General features: G+C 44.3%; 17 protein-coding genes and 1 other annotated feature. Of the genes, 5 read left to right on the top strand and 12 right to left on the bottom strand.

Translation table 11 applies throughout. From position 1 onward, the window contains the following. Positions 1 to 11 precede the first annotated feature (11 nt). From BUB35_RS11895 to BUB35_RS11870, 5 genes are all read right to left on the bottom strand, one after another. Positions 12 to 884, bottom strand: coding sequence for a MetQ/NlpA family ABC transporter substrate-binding protein (locus BUB35_RS11895; protein WP_072852030.1), 873 nt, complete (start codon positions 882 to 884; stop codon positions 12 to 14). A 74-nt stretch (positions 885 to 958) separates the two neighbouring features. Then, positions 959 to 1,636 carry a methionine ABC transporter permease gene (locus tag BUB35_RS11890; protein WP_072852029.1) on the bottom strand — a complete coding sequence of 226 codons (678 nt, stop codon included), beginning with the start codon at positions 1,634 to 1,636 and terminating at the stop codon, positions 959 to 961. Next, a complete protein-coding gene (locus BUB35_RS11885; RefSeq protein ID WP_072852028.1) occupies positions 1,633 to 2,664 on the bottom strand; it encodes a methionine ABC transporter ATP-binding protein in 1,032 nt (343 codons plus the stop codon). The genes BUB35_RS11890 and BUB35_RS11885 overlap by 4 nt, the downstream gene beginning before the upstream one ends. 57 nt (positions 2,665 to 2,721) lie before the next feature. Next, positions 2,722 to 2,977 (bottom strand) — a binding site (T-box leader). 104 nt (positions 2,978 to 3,081) lie between these two features. Then, positions 3,082 to 4,806 carry a B12-binding domain-containing radical SAM protein gene (locus BUB35_RS11875; protein ID WP_072852026.1) on the bottom strand — a complete coding sequence of 575 codons (1,725 nt, stop codon included), beginning with the start codon at positions 4,804 to 4,806 and terminating at the stop codon, positions 3,082 to 3,084. A 220-nt stretch (positions 4,807 to 5,026) separates the two neighbouring features. Further along, positions 5,027 to 6,439: a hypothetical protein gene (locus BUB35_RS11870; RefSeq protein ID WP_072852024.1), complete on the bottom strand. Its 1,413-nt coding sequence runs from the start codon at positions 6,437 to 6,439 to the stop codon at positions 5,027 to 5,029. Positions 6,440 to 6,985: 546 nt separating this feature from the next. On the opposite strand from BUB35_RS11870, the gene BUB35_RS11865 reads away from it, so the two are divergent. Genes BUB35_RS11865 through BUB35_RS11850 form a run of 3 tightly spaced genes read left to right on the top strand, consistent with a single transcriptional unit; the run spans position 6,986 to position 13,590 of the window. Continuing rightward, positions 6,986 to 12,151 (top strand): fibronectin type III domain-containing protein, encoded by a 5,166-nt coding sequence (locus BUB35_RS11865; protein WP_072852022.1) that lies wholly within the window; start codon positions 6,986 to 6,988, stop codon positions 12,149 to 12,151. An 18-nt stretch (positions 12,152 to 12,169) separates the two neighbouring features. Next, positions 12,170 to 13,465: an S-layer homology domain-containing protein gene (locus tag BUB35_RS18720; RefSeq protein WP_096348629.1), complete on the top strand. Its 1,296-nt coding sequence runs from the start codon at positions 12,170 to 12,172 to the stop codon at positions 13,463 to 13,465. A gap of 5 nt (positions 13,466 to 13,470) precedes the next feature. Beyond that, entirely contained in the window at positions 13,471 to 13,590 is a 120-nt protein-coding gene (locus BUB35_RS11850; RefSeq protein ID WP_084730666.1) for an S-layer homology domain-containing protein, read from the top strand. 292 nt (positions 13,591 to 13,882) lie between these two features. Here BUB35_RS11850 and BUB35_RS11845 read toward each other — a convergent pair whose 3' ends face one another. The 7 genes from BUB35_RS11845 to BUB35_RS11815 all read right to left on the bottom strand — a co-directional run bounded on the left by BUB35_RS11845 (position 13,883) and on the right by BUB35_RS11815 (position 20,519). Further along, on the bottom strand, positions 13,883 to 14,206 hold the full coding sequence (locus tag BUB35_RS11845) for a hypothetical protein (protein ID WP_072852019.1): 324 nt from the start codon (positions 14,204 to 14,206) through the stop codon (positions 13,883 to 13,885). Between the two features lie 117 nt (positions 14,207 to 14,323). After that, positions 14,324 to 14,782 (bottom strand): hotdog fold domain-containing protein, encoded by a 459-nt coding sequence (locus BUB35_RS11840; RefSeq protein WP_072852017.1) that lies wholly within the window; start codon positions 14,780 to 14,782, stop codon positions 14,324 to 14,326. A 235-nt stretch (positions 14,783 to 15,017) separates the two neighbouring features. Further along, the gene (locus tag BUB35_RS11835; RefSeq protein WP_072852015.1) at positions 15,018 to 15,734 is read right to left on the bottom strand and encodes a Na+/H+ antiporter NhaC family protein; all 717 of its coding nucleotides are present in this window, start codon (positions 15,732 to 15,734) and stop codon (positions 15,018 to 15,020) included. Then, positions 15,680 to 16,528 (bottom strand): Na+/H+ antiporter NhaC family protein, encoded by an 849-nt coding sequence (locus BUB35_RS11830; RefSeq protein WP_072852014.1) that lies wholly within the window; start codon positions 16,526 to 16,528, stop codon positions 15,680 to 15,682. Before BUB35_RS11830 ends, BUB35_RS11835 begins: the two co-directional genes overlap by 55 nt. A 133-nt stretch (positions 16,529 to 16,661) precedes the next feature. Continuing rightward, positions 16,662 to 18,020, bottom strand: a complete 1,359-nt coding sequence (locus BUB35_RS11825; RefSeq protein ID WP_072852012.1) for an aldehyde dehydrogenase family protein — start codon at positions 18,018 to 18,020, stop codon at positions 16,662 to 16,664. Between the two features lie 128 nt (positions 18,021 to 18,148). Beyond that, entirely contained in the window at positions 18,149 to 19,501 is a 1,353-nt protein-coding gene (locus tag BUB35_RS11820) for a putrescine aminotransferase (protein WP_072852011.1), read from the bottom strand. Positions 19,502 to 19,832: 331 nt separating this feature from the next. Continuing rightward, entirely contained in the window at positions 19,833 to 20,519 is a 687-nt protein-coding gene (locus BUB35_RS11815; RefSeq protein ID WP_242949247.1) for a response regulator transcription factor, read from the bottom strand. Between the two features lie 1,198 nt (positions 20,520 to 21,717). On the opposite strand from BUB35_RS11815, the gene BUB35_RS11805 reads away from it, so the two are divergent. Both BUB35_RS11805 and BUB35_RS11800 read left to right on the top strand, forming a co-directional pair. Then, on the top strand, positions 21,718 to 22,632 hold the full coding sequence (locus BUB35_RS11805; protein WP_072852007.1) for a hypothetical protein: 915 nt from the start codon (positions 21,718 to 21,720) through the stop codon (positions 22,630 to 22,632). 114 nt (positions 22,633 to 22,746) lie between these two features. After that, positions 22,747 to 22,990: transposase (locus BUB35_RS11800; protein WP_416385638.1), on the top strand; the 244-nt coding region annotated here is incomplete at its 3' end.

Genomic DNA, 22,990 nt, shown 5'->3' with positions numbered 1-22,990 from the left:
GTTCTTTGAGATTATTCTGCGCCTTCCCATGCACATACAAATGCGCCCTGGTATTCGTCTTCAATGGTTTTCTGTACTTCGGGTGTCTGGTAAGCTTCTACGATTTTTTTGTATACTTCGTTGTCTTTATCTTCTGTACGAGCAGCAATGACATTTACCAGATCAGATACTGCTGCGTTTGTTTCGGGATTTACATCTTCTACAAAGATGGTGTCTGTCACAGGATTCAGACCTGCTGTGTAAGCATTGCCGCCGTTGATAACAGCTGCTGCGCAGTCAGGCAGCAGGTTTGCCAGTGTTGCAGATTCTGCTTCCATGATTTCAATCTGTTTGTTGTATTTTGTAATGTCTGCTTTTGTAGGAACAACACCTTTTGCAGGGTCACATTCAATCAGACCAGCTGCTTCCAGCAGTTTCAGTGCACGACCGCCGTTTGTCAGGTCGCTGGGGATCGCGATGACATCGCCGTCTTTGATATCTTCAATGGAAGAAATCTTGTCTTTGTTGTTGTAGATACCCAGAGGTGCGATGATGGTATCGCCGATGTCTACGATGTCATAACCTTTCTGTTCAATATCATTTGCCAGGAATGCTTTGTGCTGGAATGCGTTCAGGTCGATTTCACCGTCGTTCAGTGCACGGTTAGGTGCTGCATAGTCTGTGAATTTTACCAGTTCCACCTGAATGCCGTCATCTGCCAGCAGTTCATTGATGGTATCCCACTGGGCGTTGTATTCCCCAACCACACCAACTTTTACAACAGTGGTTTCGCCGCTGTCTGCTGTTGCTTCCTGTGTGTCTGCACTGCCGCCGCAAGCGGTCAGAGATACTGTTGCTGCTGTTGCCAAAGCTGCTGCAATCCATTTTTTCGCATTTTTCTTCATAGTTTTCTACTCCCTTTCTTATGTTACAATTTATGTTCTATATCCTTAAAATAGTTTCCCATTTCAAAGCAATGTCAATGTGTGGTTCTCCGAATGATGAGATTGCCCACACCCTGAATCACGCTGATGATGATCAGAATGATGATAACAGTTACCCAAATCATATCACGGTAACCCATCTGGTAACCGTAACGGATGGCAAAGTCCCCCAGACCGCCGGCACCGATGGCACCAGCCATAGCTGTGATACCGATAAGGCTGACAAAAGTAATCATGGTCACACGGGTGATACCGGGGATACTTTCTTTCAGATATACACTGAAAATGATTTCCAGCGGAGAAAATCCCATGGAAGCGCTGGCTTCCACCAGACCGTAGTCCACATCCGCCAGTACGGATTCAATCTGTCTGGCAAAGAATGGAACAGTACCTGCAATCAGTGCTACATAAGAACCGGTAACACCGGAACCTGTACCTACAATGGCACGGCTTACAGGAATCAGCAGCACCATCAGAATGATAAAGGGGATGGAACGGATCACGTCGATGATCTTATCCAGAATTTTATACAATACCGGATTTGCCATGATGCCGTCGCTTTTGGTAACGATAAGCAACACCCCTAAAAACAGACCCAATACAAAGGCAATGACCCCGGAGATGATGAGCATCTGGAAGGTCTGCCCGATACATTTTACAAGTTCCGAACCCAAGGCTTCCAGATTCGGTGCGATTTGATATAAGATATTCATGCCTTAATGACCTCCAGTTCTACTTTTCTTTCTTCGATATATGCCAATGCTTTTTCCATATTTTCCGGCTTTCCGCTGAGGGTCACAACCAGTTTCCCGATGGTCTTGCCTTTCAGGATGTCGATGTTGCCGTAAATGATGTTGGCTTTCACATCAAAGGCTTCTGCCAGATAAGAAATCACCGGCTCCCCTGCGTTGTTAGCGGAATAGGTCAACATTACCATTTTTTCGCCTTCCTGCAGTTTTGTCAGGTCGTTGCCTTCATCGATGAGTTCATAAATCTTATCCACATTGCCGGCGGTGCTGATAAAGTCTTTGGTAACTTTTTCTTTGGGATGAACAAATACATCCTCTGTGGCGCCTTCTTCCACCACACGTCCCAGTTCCATGATGGCTACCCGGTCACAAATGTCTTTGACCACTGCCATTTCATGGGTGATGATTACAATGGTGATGCCCAGTTTTTCATTGACCTGTTTCAGCAGGTGCAAAATGGATTTTGTGGTCTGAGGGTCCAGTGCGCTGGTAGCTTCGTCACACAGCAGCACTTTAGGGTCATTTGCCAATGCTCTGGCAATGGCAACTCTCTGTTTCTGACCACCGGAAAGCTGAGAAGGATAAGCGTCTTTTTTATCAGACAGCCCAACCAGTTCCAGCAGAGATAAAATTTTCTTGTGTTTTTCCTCTTTGGACAAACTGCTTTTCTTCAGTGGAAAGGCGATGTTGTCATATACGGTTCTGGAACGAAGCAGATTGAAATGCTGGAAGATCATACCGATCTTTCTGCGTACTTCCCGCAGCCGTTTTTCATCCAGCTTTGTCAGTTCCGTGCCGTCTACGGTCACAGTACCTTCTGTGGGACGTTCCAACAGGTTGATGCATCGTACCAGTGTGGATTTTCCGGCACCAGAAAACCCGATGATACCAAAAATCTCACCCTGTTCAATATTCAAACTTACCTCCCTTACGGCATGGACTTCTCCGCTGCCGGTGCGGAAGGTTTTGCTTACCTTCTCCAACTTTATCATGTATATTTTCTCCTTTCGGCAATAAAAAAAGCTTCCGTCCTATTGCATATTCATGCACATTAGGACGAAAGCATTATTTCGTGGTACCACCTAAATTCATCCGCTCCTCACGAAGCAGACCTCAACAAGTACGCCCGACAAAAACGGGTTATACTCTGGCACTGTAACGGGTGCGCCCGTTATGATCTAACCCCACTGGCTCGACCATACGACTCCAAGACCATCTTCATCAACATATCCCTGTTTCCTTCCCACCAATCGGAAACTCTCTGAAAGGTATTCTGCCAACTACTCTTCTCTTCCACGTCTTTGCTCTTTTGAAAAGTTGTTCCTATTGTAATTCCGTTTTTTTCTTTTGTCAATGGTTTTTTATCATTTTTTTGCATGTTTTTTTATTCATCCCGAACGAAATTTCATTCAGACCTGGATTTCCGCCGTTTCCATGATTTTGTATTCCGCATTTCCCAGCAAATCTCTTTTGCCATAATCAAAAAGTACCGCTTTCTGTTTCTCATCACCGAAAACTTCCAGATGTGTCTGGCGGATGGCTTCTTTGTTGCTCTTGTAATGAGGCAGGCATTTCTGCCACAAAGCAGGATTGCCGTAGAAAGCAAACACCTTGTCATGCCACTGTTCTTCGTTGGTCACAGCCAGCCATGCAGGCAGTTTTTTAGGCTTTTCATGAAGGGCAATGTCAAACTTCATTTCCCACTGCAATTTCCGTTTGTCCACCTTTGGATTCTGTTCCACGAACCGCCATAACACATCGAAGAGCCCCATTTTGGACAACCCCAGATAATGATAATTCTCCCCTACCCAGAACTGGGACAGCGCCTCAAAAAATGCAAAGGGGCTTTCATATAATGGCACCAGATATGCAAGGGTATGCAGGAAACGTCCGCTGTTATAATAGGTCTCCACCATTTCTTCCACATACTTCAGCCGCAGCGTATCAGCGTAAGGCAGTTCATGGGTGGTCAGCACTTCATAAGGTGCCGTGTCGTGATAAACAATTTCAAACTCTTTCTGTTTCTGATGGAGCATAGAGCCTTTCAGTACCTTCAAAAATCCCAATTGCAGCTGTTCCGGATGGAGAGCGTAAACATCGTTGAAAGAACATCCAAAAGAATCATAATCCTCATAAGGCAGACCCGCAATCAAGTCCAAATGCTGATGGATATTTCCGCCGTCTTTGATCTGCTGCACGATTTCCGACAAAGCCGCAAAATCCACATTACGATTGATGGCACGGATGGTCTGTGGATTGGTGGACTGGACACCGATTTCAAACTGAAACAGCCCTTTCCGTACAGTTTTGAGGAAATCAATGGTTTCCTGATCGATCAAATCCGCTGTAATTTCAAAGTGGAAATTGGTCACACCATTGTCATGTTCATGAAGATATTTCCAGATGGCCATGGCGTGACTTTTTTTACAGTTGAATGTACGGTCAATGAATTTCACCTGGGGCACATTTTTGTCCAAAAATTTCTGCAAATCCGGCAGCACCTTATCCAACGGCACAAACCGCACACCATTTTCCACAGAAGACAAGCAGTATCCGCAATGATAAGGGCACCCTCTGGAAGATTCATAATATATGATCTGATTCTGCACATCACTGAAATCATCTTCATAAGGAAATGGCAGAAGTGCCAAATCCATAGGATGCATTTGGGGTGTGGAGAAAATTTCATCTCCCTGCCGATAAGTCAGACTTTCGATTTCCCCCAAAGTGGCAGGATTTCCTGCGTCCAGATGTTCCAGATATTTTGTGAAAACAAGCTCCCCTTCCCCACGCATGACAAAATCCACCGCCGGATTTTCCCGCAGGAAAGTTTCGCTTTCGTAGCTGACTTCCGGGCCACCAAAACCAATGACACAGTCCGGCATAATCTTTTTCAGAATGGGACAAAGCTGCCGCAGCATCTCCACATTCCAGATATAGCAGGAAAACAGCACCACATCGGGCTGTTTGCGGAACAGTTCCTCCGCAATGAAATTCAGCCGCTGATTGATGGTAAATTCCATGGTTTCTACATAGTGTTTCCGGTTATTATCCTGAAAACGGGACAGATAACGCAATGCCAGATTGGAATGAATATATTTTGCGTTCAGCGCCGCTAAAATGACTTTTTTCAAAGATATTCCTCTTTTCTTTCCGATTTTTCTTCCATTCTAAGACAAAACCAGTCAAATGGCAAATGAAAAGCTAGTTTCTTCTTTATTAAAAAAGCCCCCCTTGTTAAAGGCATCTTTACAAGAAAACAAAAAAGCTGAAATCCATACAATACAAAGGATTTCAGCTTTCTCTTTGATATGTTTTCTTAAGGGAAGTGGCTTTAGGAGTTCTCCCGTTTGTTTATGCTGTTTCCGCTACTTCATAAACGCCCTGATCCAGATACCATGTACCATCAATGAGCGTCATAGACGTTTTTGCCAACTTCGTTTGATAGTTAAATTCATCAAAGTCAAAGGTAATGTCCGCTTGGGTTGGGCTGATCTGCTTCACCTGCACACTATTGAAATCTACGATAATCGGCATGCCTTTTCCGCCTACATTCATATTTACACACAACTGCCCAGCCACTTCCTTAAAATATGGATCTTCACTATAAATGTAATTCTGCATGAAATACTGAATTCGTTCTTCGCTGGAATAGGTACTGCGCAGAAGTTTTTCCAAATCCGCTATTGTTTTGTATGTATCAGAAACCGCAGGGAAATACTTCTGCCCTGTTTCTTCCCAGATCAAAGAACATTGATAACTATAGTCACTGTTCCCCTGCAGCCCTGCGTTAAATATCCCCTCAATCTCCAAATCCTGTTCCAGCAAATCCTGTGCTACCACTTTCAGCTGTGCATTGGTTTCTGATTCCTCTTCAGAAATCATATCTAGATTCTGCACACCAAACTGTTTCCCATCAAAAATAATTTCTCCTGTCAAATATCCAAATATTTTGCCTTCCGGCACACTGTCATAAACCGCTCCTAAAGATACAGAAAAGAGGATATTTGATTTTGCCACATCAAAATCAATCAGATTGCCCACCTGCAACTTTTTGATTTCTTTCCCCTTTGGCAACTCCAGTTGAAACTGCCGTTCTTTTTTTCCATTGATTTTGTATGTGACCGTATTATTTTTGATTTCTGTCTGAATTGCTTCACCAAAGAGATTTTGGAAAACGGTATTGTCCAATACATGATCCTGGAAAACATAAGGCTCTTTTCCGTCTGTTGTCAAAATATGCAGTGTATCCACATCTACGCCTGTACCTGAATCAGTGTTAAAACTTACCGCAATTTCCTTCCTGTTATCATCGTCATAATCTCCATAGGCGATCTCCGGCAGAATCCGCTGTGGAGTAGCATAATCAGCATCAATATAAGACGCATCCCCATCAAAAGAAACTACAACCCCTTTAGGCTGAAGCCCATAAAGGTAAATTCTTTCCTGTGGAATGGAAGCAATCAGATGATAGGGCTGTTGAAAAGCATATTCTGAGTTGCTCGGCTCCACTACTTCATTGACAAAAACCTTTCTGGCATCTTTCCAGTATTCTACATTTTTTTCCAGCATTTCAAATGTGGTACGCAAAGGCACATAAATCTGTCCATCAATCTCCACTGTTTTCCCGCCGTGTTCATTCACGCTCTGTCCATTGATCACAGCATCAATCCCACTTTCCTGATACTCCCCTGCGAAAGTCGGTACTGCTGTCACAAAAGACATAATGACCGTTGCAGATAATACTCTGTAAAACATTCTTTTCATGTAAATCCCCCCGTTCTTGTCCTATGCCATTTTACTTATCGTAACAGAAAAACATTTCCAAATTATTTCCTTTCTTTTACTGAAGCATTACATTCCCATAATCTTTTTATAAACTATATCTCATAAAATTAAAATCGTGTGATTCCTTATTCATTTGTCATACAAAATACCCCCATATCATGCATCTATAACCTTTTCTTATGATAAAATTTTTTATTTTTATACAAAAATGGAAAATATTTCTATTTCTGTTTTCCATTCCCTCCACTTTTTACCCAAACCCCCATGGATTGTATCAAATGCCATTTAGTGGTTTTCTCTACACATTCTGGTTTTGTATCGCCCTTTATACATACTTTGCATATTTTCACTCACTAAAATCTTTTTCACTTGTCCAAAATGCCTGTTTTGCAGATATCCTAGAAAAACTATAGTATTTTAGTTTTTTCTATGATATGCTGTCAACCAATGCATCCACTTTGTGAGAATCAGACGATGCAAAAAAAATTTTCGAGTAAATCAAAAAAAGGAAGAGAGGTATTTTTTATGAAGAGAAACGCACTGCCCTGCCTGGTACTGGCAGCGGTCATGGCAAGCAGCTCCGTTCCCAGTGTTTATGCCGAAGAAACTGTAAACGATACAGTTTCTGCACAGGGTCCAGAAGATGCAGCCGACACAGAAACACCGTCTGACGCCCCTGAAACAGATGCCACAGGATCTGATGACAATACAAACCATTCACCTTCCACACCGGAAGGCGACGGTAAACAGAATCAAGATCACGAAAAGGAAGATACAACAGAAGTACCTTCTGTAGAAACCCCTGAAGAGACTCCCGTCGTTCCTCCCATTGAAGAAGGCGAAGGAACAACAGCGCCTTCCGACGACGCAAAAGACGAGGAAGAAAAACAGGAGGAAGCGGAAGAAAAAGAAGAAGTAAAAGAGGAAGAAACCGAAGAAGAAAAGACAGTGCTTTCCTTAACAGCTGTGGACAGCACAAGCACCATTTCCGTTCGTATCCATATGGATTATCCTCTGACAAAAGAAACCGTGGAAAAACAGAATATTCAGATGTCTGTTTCCAATGCTTATACAAGAGAAGAAGTGCCCGCAGCCATTTCCATTGCTTATCTGGATGAAACCGGTAATGAATGCGGCAATGATGATCTGGTAGCAGCCATCGACATCGTTGCTTCCGATCTGCCCGCCGGCACTGCGGACAGCGTATACCGCATTGCAGTGACAGGTGACGGCTACCGCACTTATACATATAATGAACTTTCTCTGGAAGAATACGCAAAAATCATTACCATCGGTACCAAAGAAAGCACATTCACACTTGGGGATGTGAATGGCGACGGCAGCGTAAATCAGGAAGACCAGCAGTTGGTAGAAGCAGCTCTTGGCACTGATAACGACGCTTATGACCTGAATAAAGACGGCACTGTGAACATCGTGGATATTTCCTATGTAAACCGCGGTATGATGGTACAGGGTACCGGCAAAGCCGTTGCACAGAATGGTGCTATGGTATCCCGCGCCATTGTGCAGAACATCGACGTTGACAAAACAGACCTGTCTGAAGTAGAAATTGCCGATGATAAAAACATCGCTGACTTGTTTACAGAAACAGAAGCCATTACATTCAGCAAAAAAGATTCCGGCGAAATTTCTCCCGAAGCACCTCTGGAAATCCCCATCGCCTTTAACGAAGGCGTTGCCATGAGCGAAGTACAGATTGCTACTCCTGCAAATGGTGGTATCGAATACTTCAATCTGGTTCTGGAAGTGGAAGAAGACGGCAAAGCCGTAACAGAAACCATTCCTTACGGCAAACTGACTGTTGCAGCTCGTTCTGCCCGTGACGGCGAAAACGTACTGGTGGTAAATCTGGGTTCCAGAAAAGTCGTGAAGAAAATCACCATTCAGGTTACCAAAACAGAAGATAATGAAACTGCTGTCATCAAACAGGTTGCCTTTGTAGAAAGCACACTGGCAAAAGCGCCTGAAGCAGAAGCAGCAAAACCCCAGAATGTTACTGCAACTGCAGGCACAAAGAGTGTTTCCCTTTCCTGGGATGCCATGGCAAACGTAACAGGCTATAAAGTTTACTATGGCACAACCCAGAACGGCATGACACAGGTTCAGACCACCGGAAACAACCGCATCACCATTAGCGGTCTGGAAAACCTGAAAAAATATTATTTCGTTGTGGTAGGCACCAGCGGCGAATGGGAAAGCGCCACTTCCGCTATGGTATCCGCAACACCATTCCCCGACAGCAGACCTGTCGCTCCTACTACTTTACAGGTAACTTCCATGGATTCCGCCCTGCGTTTCAGCTGGGCAAAATCCGAAAATGCTATGGGCTATCTGGTTTACTATCGTGAAAAAGGCACAGATCAGTGGATTTCCTCTGATGTAGGCGATAACAACTCCCTCACCGTAGGCAACCTCACAAACGGTGTTACTTACGAATTCTGCGTAGAAGCATACAATCAGGCTGGTGTCAGCCCTCGCTCCGAATTGGCAGAAGGTGCACCCAAGTCCCAGACCATCAACGGTCCTGCCCTGCCTACAGAAAACCGCATCTCCAATGAACTGATTACCGTTCGTTCTGACAGCGGCGCCGCAGGCAATGTAAACTGGAATGAAACACCCAACTTCAATATCAAACATGTACTGGACGGCAACTACTCCACATTCTGGCAGTCTGGCGCATACTGGAAAGATCAGTCCTTCACATTTGACTTTGCAGAGCCTCAGAGCATGAACTACATGATCTATGTTCCCAGACAGGGAGATCTGAGCTATACCACAGGCATGCGTGACTACAGCGTAACCACTTATCGTAAAACAGCGGATGGAAAATATGAAAAGATTGCAACCATCAATGCAAATATCACTGCCAAAGTGACAAAAGACGGCACCGGTTATCTGGTGCTGGAACTGCCTGAATCCAATGACATTTCCAGAGTTAGAGTTAACGTTGGTCAGTGGGAAGGCGCAAAATCCGTTACACTGTCTGAAGCAGCCTTCTACCATCTGGATAACACACCTGCAGAAATTGCAGACCTGTTCTCCAACGGTACATTTACAGAACTGAAATACAGCAAGGAAGAAACCTTTGAAAAAGTAGAAGCACTCCGCAGCAGAGTGGAAAATACAAACGCATTCTATCTGAATAAAGATATGATGCTGCGCGAACTGAACGACGCAAAAGCACTGGCAGAAGGCAGCAAACTGGCAGCACAGACAGGCTTCCAATCCCGCAGCACCGCAGCAGACAGTGCATATGGTCAGACTGCAAGCGTACTGCAGCCTCTGGGCGTTGTAGCTTCTTCCGGCAGCGATGTTGTCATCTATGCAGACATCCCTGCTGGCGAAACCGTTACCATCGTACCTACACAGTATTATGGCAATCATAACGCATGGAAAGGCAAAGGCATCCAGCTGCAGTCCGGCAGAAACGTCATTTCCGTAGAACAGATTGCTTCTGTATCTTCAGAAAAAGGCGGCGCACTGTATCTGACATACAGCGGTTCTCACGCAGACGAAATTTCCCTGCGTATCATCACAGACAACAATACCAGCGTAAAAACACCTATGCTGGAACTGCCTGATTGGTATGAACTGTCTGAATCCGCAAGAAAAGAAAAAGTCTCTGCTTATGTGGCAGAAGTAAACGCATATGTACAGGCAAACAGCAACCGTCTGGGTCAGACAAGCATCCGTAACCATACAGATATTGCAACTCCCAGCTTCCTGCTGTCCATCCCTGTAAAAGAAGTTGCAAACGGCTTGACAACAGAATCCCTTTACAATGCAATCCTTGCTTGGGAAGATGTTTCCTATGTAGTAAATACCACACAGGGCATTGTAGACGGTGATAAAGACGCTTACCAGTATCCTATGGAAAGCCGTCAGAACATCCGTTACATGCGCATGTTCGGTTCCGCCTTCATGTATGCAGCCGGCGATCATATCGGTATCGGTTATGGTTCCGCTGGTGATCTGGCAAAAGGCACTCCCGTTTCCATGCTGTCTGACGAAGCAGATACAAACGGTCTGTATGGCTGGGGTATCGCTCACGAAATCGGTCATAACATGGATAAACTGGGCAGAACAGAAATCACCAACAACCTGTACTCCCTCATGGTACAGAGCTACGACGGCGGCGATATGACTTCCCTGACCACTCGTCTGGAAAGCGAAGACAGATATTCTGCCATTTTCCAGAAAGTTGCAGAAGCACGTCCCGGCGCAGCCAACAACGTATTCGTACAGCTGGGCATGTACTGGCAGCTGCATCTGGCTTATGACAACGCAGATGCTCCCATGGACTTCTACAACCAGTTCTTCAAACTGTGGAAATCCGGCGCGTATAGCGGCAATGACTACGACAACCGCGTTGCATTGATAGCATCTGAAGTTGCTCAGAAAGACCTGACAGAATTCTTTACTCGTTGGGGCATGGAACTGACAGAAAGCACAAAGAGCAAACTGAAATCCTATGGCGAAGAAGAAAGAGCCATCTGGTATCTGAACGATAACTCCCGCCGCAACCGTCTGGAAGGTACAGGCGTTGCAAACGGCACATTGACACTGGATTCCGTTACAGCAACCAATTCCGTTGGTTCCAACGGTCAGGATGTGACACTGACATTCTCCCATACCGACGGAGAAAACATTCTGGGTTACGAAATCCTGAAAGACGGCAAATCCATTGCCTTTACAACAACTGGCACATTCACCGAACATATCGGTACAGCAAACAATACGGTATTGACCTATTCTGTTCGTGCTGTAGACAAACAGGGCAACATTTCCGAAGCTACAGAAACACAGCAGGTACGTATTTCTTACGACAACGTACTGGATGCAGGTCTGTATGACCTCTCCCAGTCCGGCACAACTGCAACTGTGACCATGAAAAACGATAAGGCACAGTCTGTCAGCGGTATCAAACTGACTGGTGTTTCCGATGTGGAAAGCATCACTGCTGTTCTGACTACAAATGTGGATGGCGTATCCAAAGAAACCACATTGACACTGACACAGAATATGGCAAACGACGGCAGCACATTCAAAGCATACTTCACCAAACCCGGTGCAAATGCGGAAGACAGCCGTATCTGGACTTACGACATCACCAAACTGGAACTGCAGAATGTTCCCAAAGGTGCATCCCTGCAGCTCATCGGTGCAGTCAACGACGACGTAGCATTCCTGCAGGACGGCGCTGCCATCGGCAGACTCCGCGAAGCTTATCAGTGGGGCGATACTTCTGAGGAAGTCATCCCTGCTGGCTCTCTGGTTATCGTCGGCACTTATGTAGGCGATCCCAGATATAACTACGTACAGGTCAACGGCGAATTTACCGTTCGCGATCTGGCAACAGGTACAGAAACAAAAGAAACACGACCTATCAACGGGGAAACTTATCTTCTGGCAGAAGTTCCCGCTGATGGCGAAGTGAGCCTCATCAGCAATGGTATGTTCATCTATGTCATCAACGAAGAAGCAGAAGGCAATCTGCAGAATGAACATGTGGACTGCGATCACCCCAGCTCCCTGCCCGACCGCATTCAGGCAGTTCTGTACCGCACAGACAACATTTCCGAAACAGATGGCCGCATCACTGCACAGACAATGTGGATTTCTTCACCCGACGCTGACAGCATGCCCTCCATCTCTCTGGAACATCAATAATTAAGGAGGAACCTACCCATGAAAAAGAAATACACACTTTGGGCAGGCGCTTTGGTGGCATCATTACTAATGTCCACCACTGCTTTTGCCGCAGGTCCCAGCGTGATTATCCAACGGGATAACGACAGCAATCATGCTCGTCTGTATCTGACAGGCGTTTCTGATGACACCACCAGCGTGGAAATTTCACTGAAATCCAAACAGAATCTGGAAAACGCTCATTTCCTTGGCGCGGAAGATCTGGCTTACAGCCATCACACAGAAAAAGACGGCGTTCTGACCATTTATGCGGACTCCCTTTCTGTACTGGAAAGTCAGAATGACCAGATCTATCTTGGTAACCTGACACTGCCTGATGGCGTATCCTTTACAGGCGTATCCAAACTGATCACATTGAACAGCAAAGACGCTGCAACATCCTATACACAGGTATCTTTAGAGGATGATGGCAGTGATAACAGCGGCGATAATGGCGCTGGTGGCGACAATGGTGCTGGCGGCGATAATGGCGACAACGGCAGTAACAGCGGCGGCAGCAATGGCAGCAATAATGGCGATAATGGCAGTAATGGTGGCGGCAGCTCCAGCGGTGGCAGTTCCGGTGGTGGCAGCTCCAGTGGTGGCAGCTCCAGTGGCAGCAGCTCTAGCTCCAGTAGTTCCAGCTCCAGCAGCAGCACAACAACTGGTCGCCCTGTTATCAAAGGTGACCAGACCAATGGTATGATCATCGCAAGCAATGACGGCAGCGTATCCATCCAGCCTCACGACGGCTATGAGGTCCGTGACGTACTGGTCAACGGCGTTTCTCAGGGTCCTGTACAGCAGCTGCTGCATCTGAAATCCACTGACGTAGTAGAAGTTATTTTTGCAGCTGTACAGCAGCCTTCCACAGGTTCTACCAATTTTAGTGATGTACCTGCAAACCAGTGGTATGCACCTGCTGTTTCCTATGTCACCCAGAGAGGTCTGTTCTCCGGTGTCAGCGAAACACAGTTCGCTCCCAGTCAGTCCATGACAAGAGGCATGCTGGTTTCCGTGCTTTACCGCTTCAATGGCACTTCTCATACAGGTACTAGTCCCTTTACAGATGTTTCCAGCAACGCATGGTACGGCAACGCTGTCAGCTGGGCATACGCAAACAATCTGGTATCCGGTGTCAGCGATACTTCCTTTGCACCTAACACACCTATCACAAGAGAACAGGCAGCAGTGATGCTGGCAAGATATCTGAAATTCTCCGGTGTTGCACTGGAAAGCGGCACACCTGATTTCAGGATACTGCTTCCATCAGCGGATATGCCAAAGAAAGCGTAGGCGCTATGCAGAAAGCCGGTCTGCTTTCCGGCGATAACGAAGGCAACTTCCGCCCCGATGCACAGATCACTCGTGCGGAAATCGCTTCCATCTTCATGCGTCTGTGCCAGAAATACGGCATCTGATGTTTTGCTCCTCAAAATAAAAAAAGACAGTGAAAAAGCAACTTCCCCTTAAGAAAACATTGTTTTTCTCACCTCAATTTCTTAAAGGGAATTGCAGCGGCTGTTTTCATAAGAAAACAACCGAATCTCAGTCAAAATAAGAAAGCTGAAATCCTCTGTATCACAAGGATTTCAGCTTTCTTTGTTTTCTTATGAAGATGCCCCTATTTCTCACTGTCTTTTTCATTTTTCTCATGACGTTGCCGCCTATATTTTTGCTCATAAAGGACGCCCTTTTCAGGCACAAGTCAATTTATACATTCCAGAGATGTTCTCTGTGTTCAAAAACTTCCTGAATGTCTGCTTTGTTATTCACCAGATCACCTACGACAGTCACTTTGGCTTTTGCCCCAACGGCATTTTCCAATTCTGTAATCAAACCATTGATCACTGCCGCATCCTTCTGTTTCTGGTCTACCATTTCCAGATATTTTTCACATGCTTTCTGTAATTTCTGGTTTGGCAGGCTGGATGCCGCTCCGCAGAGATAAAACGCATCCAGTTTGAATTTTTCATCTACCACAATCTGTCTGATTTTCCCTAGGAGTTTTTCCTGCATTTGTTTATTGCCATCCATATTCCCCCACTCCTTTCCGGCATGTCATTCTCCCAAAGAAAGCGGACGAAATGAAATTCGTCCGCCCTCCTTGGCTAAAGCAATGAATTTTACATCAGAAATCTTTTTACAGACAGTTTATTCGCCAGGATGTTTTCTGTCTTTGAAGGAAGATTCCTGAGGACCTCTCTGGTCTTTTTTCGCAATATACAGGCTGCCGATACCTCTGCCGCACAGGATAGGAGGTTCACATGCTGTTGCTGCTGTTTCGGGTGTTGCTACGCCGGAAAGATCTGTATCTGTTCTGTCCAGCTGTGTTGCTACTTTCCATGCTTCGAATCTGCATGTATAGGACTGGTTGCCAACTTTTTCAATCCAGCCATGATATTCCATAAAGTCACCTACATATACGGGTGCCAGGAATTCTACTTTTTCATAGCCCAGGAACAGGCTGATGTCACCGTCTACATAAACCATCAGTTCTGTACCAACGTCGCCCCACTGTTCTACGATTCTAGCGCCGTTTACCAGACCGCCAACATAATGTGCATCTTTTGCGCTCATCATCAGATGATGTACCACTTTTTTACCTACCATAATCGTTTCCTCCTTATTTTCATATCAAGTCATTTGTCATATATTCTTTTTTTCATCGTTTCTATAAGTAAGTTCTTCACAAAGACTTTTCCGAAACATCTTTGTGGTTCATCCCCCATCTTACTTGTTTCACTTTTCAAAAAACCTCCGCTGCCAGTGTCAGCAGCTTTTGCAGGAACCATTCATCCTATGGAAGGGAACACTCCTGTGGTCGTTCTCAACTCTTCTTAAGCTCTTAAGCATACAGTACAAATCCGAGAATCAGATATGCAATGGCTGAGAAAATACCTGCGATCAAGCCAAATGGAATCTGGCTGGTCGCATGTTTGAAGTTATCACAGCCTGTAGAGGCAGATGTCAGAATCGTCGCATCGGAGTAGAAGCAGCAGTGGCTTCCCCAAACGCCTGCAGCTGCAACCGCGCCTACGGTTACACCAATGTCGCCGCCCAGTGCGATGGTAATGGGAGCAACGATTGGCAGTGCGATGATGTACATGCCCCAGTTGATACCCATGATAAATTCTGTACATGCAAATACCAGGAATACAGTGATCGGCAGCAGTGGCAGAGAGATATTTCTTACCGCTACGTCAATAACGTAATCGATAAAGCCAACCTGCTGGCTCGCGTTTGCGAAACAGAATGCCAGAATCATCAGCAGGATAGGCATAACCATGTTTTTCAAACCTTCAACAACTGCATCGGCATATTCTTCGGGGTCCATACCCTGGAATACGAAGAATACAAAGCCCAACAGGATCGCGATGATGATACCGATCTGCATATTGAAATCAAACATACAGATGGCGCCGATCAGAATAAAGATAGGTACAAAGAAATTGCGAAGTTTGGGTTTCTTGCAGGATTTCATTTCGTCTTCCACATCGTCTTCAAACTCTACCATTTCTTTGCCGGCACGAATGTCGATCTTTTCAGATCCCGGAGGTGCCAAAGGACCGCCGGCGCAACTCTTTCATACGCTTTTTTCATGGGACCGAATTTCGGGATAACCCCTAAAATAACCAGTACCAGTACAACCAGTGTTGAAATTGCGTAGAAGTTGAAAGGAACTGTTTTCATATATGTTGTCAGCTGCTGACCTTCTTCTGCCAGACCGTTGGCAACCATCAGCCCGCCGATGAATACTGCCCATGTGGAAATGGGATTCAGAACCGTAACTGGCGCTGCTGTTGTATCAATTACATAAGAAGTCATTTCTCTAGGAACTCTGTATCTGTCTGTTACTGGTGTCATAGCGATACCAGATGTAAGAGAGCTCAGATAGTCGTCCATGGAGAACAGCGCAGAGCAAAGCATTGTGCCAAAGAGCGCTGTTTTTTCAGATTTTGCCTTGGAAGCTACAAACTTACCAAATGCAAGACCGCCGCCATTTTTTTCAATAACTGCAACCAAGCTGCCCATCAGACCACAAACAATGATCAGGAACGCAATATCTTCATCCATCATGGTTGTCTGCGCAATGTTCGCAAATTCGATGATGAAGTTTTGCTTGTGAACCATGATACAGCATAAAAGAACAGCCAGTGTAAGCCCTTCAATGATTCTTTTTGTCTTAAAGATAAAGAAGATCATGAAGGCAGCCGGAATACATGTCAATATACCAAATTCGTCTGGATTATCAGGTACCAAAATACCTACCAGAGCAAATCCCACAAACAATGCTATGTAAAAAATCAACGTTCGTTTTAATTGATCTTTCTTTTGCGCTTCTCGTACACTTTCCATAGGCCAATCCTCCCTTTTGTCTTAATAGAGGTCTTTCATAAATTCACTTCTTTCTTTTTTGCATTCCGAAGCAGGTATTTCTGCCTCGGAATGCACATATATTTTTATTTCGCCGTTATTTTTGAATCAAATATCAATCTTTGAACAGTTTTTCACCGTCAGGCAGTTCTACATCCAAAGGCATAGCGATCTTAGAAACATTCAGCATATGGATATAGTCTACGTTGCCTGCCAGAATATTGTTGCCCCATGTGCCGCAGCCTTCAGATACTGCAGGAGACAAGCCGTTTGTTGCAGGTCCCCATGCATCGGGTGTAGGCTGATTTACAAGCAGACGTGCAACGGGAATTCTTTCGCCAGCATATTTGATATGTTCTTTGTCGTTGGTAAACAGACCAGCTGTGTGACCGATACCGCCAGCTTCTGCCATATTTCTGACTGCCATTTCTACAGCGTTTTCGAATGTGTCGTAGTCCTTCAGTACCACAACGGGACCCATGATTTCTTTACACATGATGTCTTCTTTCCCAACGCCTTCGATCTTCAGACCCAGAACTTTTGTTTCAGCGGGAATATCAAAGCCTGCTGCACGAGCGATAACATCTGCGTCTTTCCCTACCAGATCGGAATTGATTTTGCCGTTGCTGAAAAGGGCTGCTCTGAATTTTTCAACGTCGTCTTTATCTTCGTAAATCAGAACGCCTTCATCCCGCAGAGCTTTGAAGAAATCTTTTTCTTCTTCCTGAGGATACAGCATCAGGTTGTCGCCGTCGCAAAGGATACCATTGTCGCTGCCAACAGCGATGAATGTTTTCTTCGCTGCGTCTACCAGGTCATAACCTCTGTCCAAAATTACGGGAGGGTTGCCGGGACCAACGCCGTAAGCAGGTGTACCGCTGGAATAAGCTGCTTTTGTCAGCCCAGGACCGCCAGTTGCAATAACCAGGTCACATTTTTCCATGAGTTCTGCGGATTTTTCAATGGTAATTTCTTCGATGATCTGAATCAGATCTGCAGGTGCGCCGCATTTTACCAGTGCTTCACGCATCAGTTCCACGGTTCTTGTGGATGTTTTTTCCGCACGAGGTGCAGGTGTGATTACCAGAGCGTTTTTGCCTTTCAGTGCGTGCATTGCGTTGCACAGAGGTGTAACGGTAGGGTTGGTTGCAGGTGTAACTGCGCCGATAACGCCGATGGGATGGGCAACTTCGATGATGCCTTCTTCAGGGATTTCTCTGATGACACCAACGGATTTTTTATCTTTCAGGTAAGCCCAGAAAGCTGTGGGTGTATCTGTGTTCTTACCGATTTTATCTTCATATTTACCAAGTCTGGTTTCTTCTACTGCCATCTTTGCCAGAGGTTCTGCGTTTAGGTAGATCACCTTTGCAATTTCAAAAACCAGTTTGTCAACCTGTTCCTGTGTATAATCTAAAATCTGCGCCTGCGCTTTGCGGGCAGCATCAATTCTTTCTTGAATTGTCATTGTCATAATCTGTTCATCCTCCTTCATTCTATTGTCCAATGGGTATTTTCCCATTGGGAGGGCTATAAAAAGTTCCCCGCATGGAAACAATCAATGCCACGCGGGGAAACTATCAATTTTGTCCCATGTTTATTTTATTTCATAGCTGCTCTTGTATCAGCCAGGGATGCATCCATCCGTTCGATTACCTTCGCAATCTGGTCTTCTGTGATAACAGCTGCAGGTTCGAAACGTACGCATTTTGCGTTAACCAGTGTACCAGCTGTGATAACTTTGCGGGCAAACATACCTTTCGCAACTTCGTAACCGATTTCGGAAGTCTTGAATTCTACTGCCAGCATCAAACCGATACCGCGTACATCGTCAATCAGATCAGGATATTTTTCTTTCAGTTTGTCCAGACCTTCTTTGATGATGGCACCCTTCTTCGCGCATTCACCAGGGATGTCATGGTCGATCATGTATTTGATGGTTGCCAGTGCAGCGGAGCAGCATACAGGGTTGCCGCCGAATGTGGGAGAGCCCAGCAGCCAAGGGTTGTCAACCAGTTCCTGTGTCCACATATGAGGACGGCAGATCAGACCGGTGATTGGCATAATGCCGCCGCCGAATGCTTTACCGAATGTCAGGATATCGGGAACGATGCCTTCGCCTTCGCATCTGAACATGTGACCTGTACGACCCATACCAGTCTGGATTTCGTCACAGATCAATGCTACGCCGTATTCGTCACAGATTGCTCTGATTTCTTTCAAATAGCCTTCAGGAGGAATGATGATACCAGCTTCGCCCTGAACAGGTTCTACGATGAAGGCTGCAACTTTTTCGCCAACTGCAATCAGGTTTCTGATGGCTTTTTTTGCGTCTTCTGCATTGCCGTATTCAACGTGAACAACCTGCTGTACCATTGGTGTGTAAGGAGTACGATATGTGCTCTTACCGCCCATGGAAACCGCACCCATGGATTTGCCGTGGAACGCATTGACTGTGGATACGAACCAGCGTCCGCCTGTTGCGATTCTCGCTAATTTCAGCGCCATTTCGTTGGCTTCTGCACCACCGTTTGTAAAGAAGCAGTACTGCAGGTCGCCGGGTGTGATTTCAGAAACAGCTTTTGCAAGATAGCCGCGCAGGGGATCCAGCAGTTCCTGAGAATGCAGTGCCTGATGACCCAGCTGAGCTTTTACTGTATCAACGATATATTCATTTCTATGTCCACATGTATAGATACCGAAACCGCCAAGGCAGTCGATAAAATCTTCACCATACAGATCCACTACGCTGCTGTCGTGGTCGGTCCATTCCAGCAGAGCCGCGTTTGTAGATACAGATTTACGATATTTCAGCCAGCCGGGGCTTACATAGTTATCGAAATGGTGAACAGTTTCTTTTGTCATTAATTCTTTATCTGCATCACTGATATTGTCAGAGTGGATATAGCCAAGGATTCTTTCCAAATATTTACTTGTTTCTTCGAATTGTTTCATATGTACGCCTCCTCATTCTTGTTTTTTTACAATCGTCATCTTGATATCTTTCTAAACTGCGTCTGATGCAAGCTCTTTTTCCTGCATCTCTTATTTTCGGTTAAGTTTTATCCCTCCGCCCTTCTTATTCTTTACGGAATAATGACGTCATTTTCGGAGTATCACCTCATATCTGATTTGTCACAAAAAATTATGGAGATTGTATTTCATAATTTTTGTTTATCTGAAGCTGCTGCGTGTTATGCGCTGCAGCCATTGATGCCATTTTAAGGTTCTTTCACCATACAGAGCAGTTGCACTCTGTTTTTGATATTCAATTTCCGATAGATGTTCAAAATATGTTTTTTACGGTATTGCTGGAGATGACCATTTTGTCACAAATTTCTTTATTGCTGTAGCCTTTTACCAGCAGATCCAGAATATCGCTTTCCTTTTTGGTCAATCCAAACTGTTCCACCGCTTCCTCAACAGAAACTTTATCTTTGTTCTTGGAAGCAGCTTCCTGTTCTTTATTGATCCGGTAAGCCAGATGGTTTTCGATTAATTGGATTTTGAAGATATCCGCATACTTGAAGTCTTCCTTTCCTTTGTTCTTGTAGAAGGTGATGACTCCCAAAAACCGTTTGTCATATGCCAGAACCAGCTGCAAAGAGTAATGCCAGTTATTTACTTCGTAAATGCTTTTGTAGTACTCAGTCTGCACTCTTTTTTCATCCGGCATCAAGTCTGTTTCCCGGTAAACCATGCTGCTTCCTGTTCCCAATATTCCCTGACTATAGTCAATGTGTTCATAGGCTTTGGAATAATCCAAGGACGCATTGCTGTTGTAAGAAATACCGGAATCCAGTGAAATGCTGCCATCCCCTCTGGAAAGATGAAATTCCGCACTGTCAAAATCAATGATCATTTTCAGCTGTTCCAGAAGTTCTTTCCGCATGGCTGCAAAATCAGGATTTGTATGGATTTTATAGATGATGCTGTTCAGAATCATAAATTCATTGTTGTCGATCGTGTTCATGATCGTTCCTCCCTCCACATTATGGCTCCAAGTTTCTGATAAACGAAGTCTCCTGTATATATAACACCGCATCGCCTTTTTGAAGACCAATGTGATTTAGGGAAAATCAAGCTGCCTTTGGTCTGGAAGTTGGAAAAGGATTTCTAATATAGACCCTATGGCTTCCTGCCCATTTGCCCTATGATTCATCCGTCAAATTGCACAATTAAATAAACTCTCTACGCTGGTTAGGATGTATTCTGCACAATTTGTTTTGTTTTTTTCTTGTTTTTATTATATTATATATACAACTCAGAGACAATTACTTCAATATACCATTTTTTTACTACTTTTGTACCATTTTAAGTACAATTCATTTTTCAGCGTTTTATACCTTCGCCAATAGACAAATGTCCTTTTTGACCGTAAAATAGGGACTTTTCAAACAATTTCCTTCATTTTAGATGTCCATAACATGCCATTTTACCCCTTCTTAGCAAAACAAACAATTGTTCCTATTTTCATACAAAATAATTTATTTCTTTTTGATTCCCATGTCGAATTCTTTGAAAATGGCGTATTTTCAAAGAAATTTGTTCCTTAGTCATGATTCAAGAGAAATTTTTCAGCGAAAACCACTGCTGAAAATGTCATTTCAACATAATATTTCTGCTCTTTTATCTGCTCCTTCCGTCTTTCTTGTCCTACAACATTTCGAAATATTTTGTTCAAATATCATTTCCCTTCTCTTTCGTTCTTACTTTGCTGCAATTTCTTACAAAACAACTCCTCCCGTATTCAAATATATTTCATGATCACATGTGTCCGCCTCCCTATCATGCAGACAAAATACTTCTGCCCCTGGTTTCTTTGGAAAATAGTCCCTTTATCATAGACTCCCCAAAGATACATAAAGTCTATCAAATGCCAACTAATTCCATAAAAAACGCAGTAACATTCTTTGTTTTTGCCTCACCCTAACTTAGTTCTATTTTTTATACTGTATTTCCTGCAAATACAAATGAACTTTATAAATATGAAAAGCATCCTTTTTATTTGTGAAGAAAACAGCTTTCATTTTTCGAAAATTTTCATTATGCAAAACATTCCTTTTTTCAAAAAACATATTTGTAAGACAAATGTCATTGTTTTCTATTTTTCTGCGTGCTACACTCAAAATATCAATACACCATAGGGAAATCAGAAAGGGGAAATGCGTATGAAAAAGCTTCTATTTGCTCCAGTCCTTTTATTAAGCCTGATCTTTTCCAGCTTTACTGCTTACGGCGCTACGCCCATCGCCAATGCGGTCACAACAGACATTGTGGCTTCCATTAACGGTGCACCCATTCCCTGCTGCAATTTCTTCGGTCAGGTAGCTATCTTTGCGGAAGATCTGGCAGATTACGGCTTCGATGTTTCTTACAGCCACGATGGAAAAGAATTGTACATTACCTATAGTGATACTTTCAGCAAGCCTGTTACAGCAACTTATACGCCGCCTGAAAACAGACCTATTGGCAGACTGGCATACAAAGTCTATCCCAACAATGTGACCGTAACGGTAGATGGCAACAAAATGTCTTCCTTCCGTGCAGATGGCAAAACACTGATTTACTTCAAAGCGCTGGAACCTTACGGCGATGTAGTATGGAATGCAGAAAATCGTACTGCTTCCTTCACCTCTGTAGCACTTTGGAAATATACTCTGCCCGATAACGGTAAGGATATCTCTGCAAGCATTTCAGATTTTTCTCTGACACTGACCAAAAATGCTTCTGGCAATTTTGATGTTTCGGAAAAAAATATGCAGTATTTGACTGCTCCTACCCTCATTGGCGGCAGAACACCCTATACTGCATTCCAATTTTCTCTTTATATGGATGTTGGAGAACAAACTGGAGAGGTATCTACTCTTCTCTATAAAATGCTTAATGCGGACTTAGACAAATGGATTACCAATGATACTGCTTTGGCAAACGAACATATGAAAGTCACCATCAACGGGGAATCGGTTCCTGTCACATGGGTATCCAGAAGTGCCGGAAATGGTCATTCTGATTATCGATTCATCTTAGGGAAAAAGGTGAAAACATTAGATGAATTGCAGTCCATTTCCATTACATTTCAATAAAAGAAATATTGCATAAAAAAAGGCAGTGTGAATCGTGAACAGGTCCAGTAAAAACGGACAATGACAAAAAGCCCCCTTATGTAGGATAATAGAACTACATAAGGGGGTCTCGCTATGTCCGGAAAAAAAGGAATGAAAAAGTATCCAGCGGGGATACGAGAGGAAGTTGTATCACGAATCAGAGCAGGAGAAAGTCAGCGTGCTTTAAGTCAAGAGTATGGGATTAGTCGATGGGCAATTCACTGCTGGCTAAAAGAATCTGTCCTTCCAAAGACACGAGGGCACAAACCTGCAAAAACACTGGCAGAATACAAGTATGAGAACAAACGACTAAAGATGGAAAATGAGCTATTGCGGG

It is taken from the genome of Anaerotignum lactatifermentans DSM 14214, assembly GCF_900142265.1.
Lineage (GTDB): Bacteria > Bacillota > Clostridia > Lachnospirales > Anaerotignaceae > Anaerotignum > Anaerotignum lactatifermentans.
The sequence above is the reverse complement of the archived record's forward strand: the minus strand, read 5'-3'. Positions and strand labels throughout refer to the sequence as shown.

Bases quoted from the DNA above. Each gene is read 5' to 3' on its own strand.
- BUB35_RS11885 (WP_072852028.1), bottom strand. From the start codon at position 2,664: ATGATAAAGTTGGAGAAGGTAAGCAAAACCTTCCGCACCGGCAGCGGA.
- BUB35_RS11825 (WP_072852012.1), bottom strand. From the start codon at position 18,020: ATGACAATGACAATTCAAGAAAGAATTGATGCTGCCCGCAAAGCGCAG.
- BUB35_RS11865 (WP_072852022.1), top strand. From the start codon at position 6,986: ATGAAGAGAAACGCACTGCCCTGCCTGGTACTGGCAGCGGTCATGGCA.
- BUB35_RS11895 (WP_072852030.1), bottom strand. From the start codon at position 884: ATGAAGAAAAATGCGAAAAAATGGATTGCAGCAGCTTTGGCAACAGCA.
- BUB35_RS18720 (WP_096348629.1), top strand. From the start codon at position 12,170: ATGAAAAAGAAATACACACTTTGGGCAGGCGCTTTGGTGGCATCATTA.
- BUB35_RS11830 (WP_072852014.1), bottom strand. From the start codon at position 16,528: ATGGAAAGTGTACGAGAAGCGCAAAAGAAAGATCAATTAAAACGAACG.
- BUB35_RS11850 (WP_084730666.1), top strand. From the start codon at position 13,471: ATGCAGAAAGCCGGTCTGCTTTCCGGCGATAACGAAGGCAACTTCCGC.
- BUB35_RS11815 (WP_242949247.1), bottom strand. From the start codon at position 20,519: ATGAACACGATCGACAACAATGAATTTATGATTCTGAACAGCATCATC.
- BUB35_RS11890 (WP_072852029.1), bottom strand. From the start codon at position 1,636: ATGAATATCTTATATCAAATCGCACCGAATCTGGAAGCCTTGGGTTCG.
- BUB35_RS11840 (WP_072852017.1), bottom strand. From the start codon at position 14,782: ATGGTAGGTAAAAAAGTGGTACATCATCTGATGATGAGCGCAAAAGAT.
- BUB35_RS11805 (WP_072852007.1), top strand. From the start codon at position 21,718: ATGAAAAAGCTTCTATTTGCTCCAGTCCTTTTATTAAGCCTGATCTTT.
- BUB35_RS11870 (WP_072852024.1), bottom strand. From the start codon at position 6,439: ATGAAAAGAATGTTTTACAGAGTATTATCTGCAACGGTCATTATGTCT.
- BUB35_RS11845 (WP_072852019.1), bottom strand. From the start codon at position 14,206: ATGGATGGCAATAAACAAATGCAGGAAAAACTCCTAGGGAAAATCAGA.
- BUB35_RS11820 (WP_072852011.1), bottom strand. From the start codon at position 19,501: ATGAAACAATTCGAAGAAACAAGTAAATATTTGGAAAGAATCCTTGGC.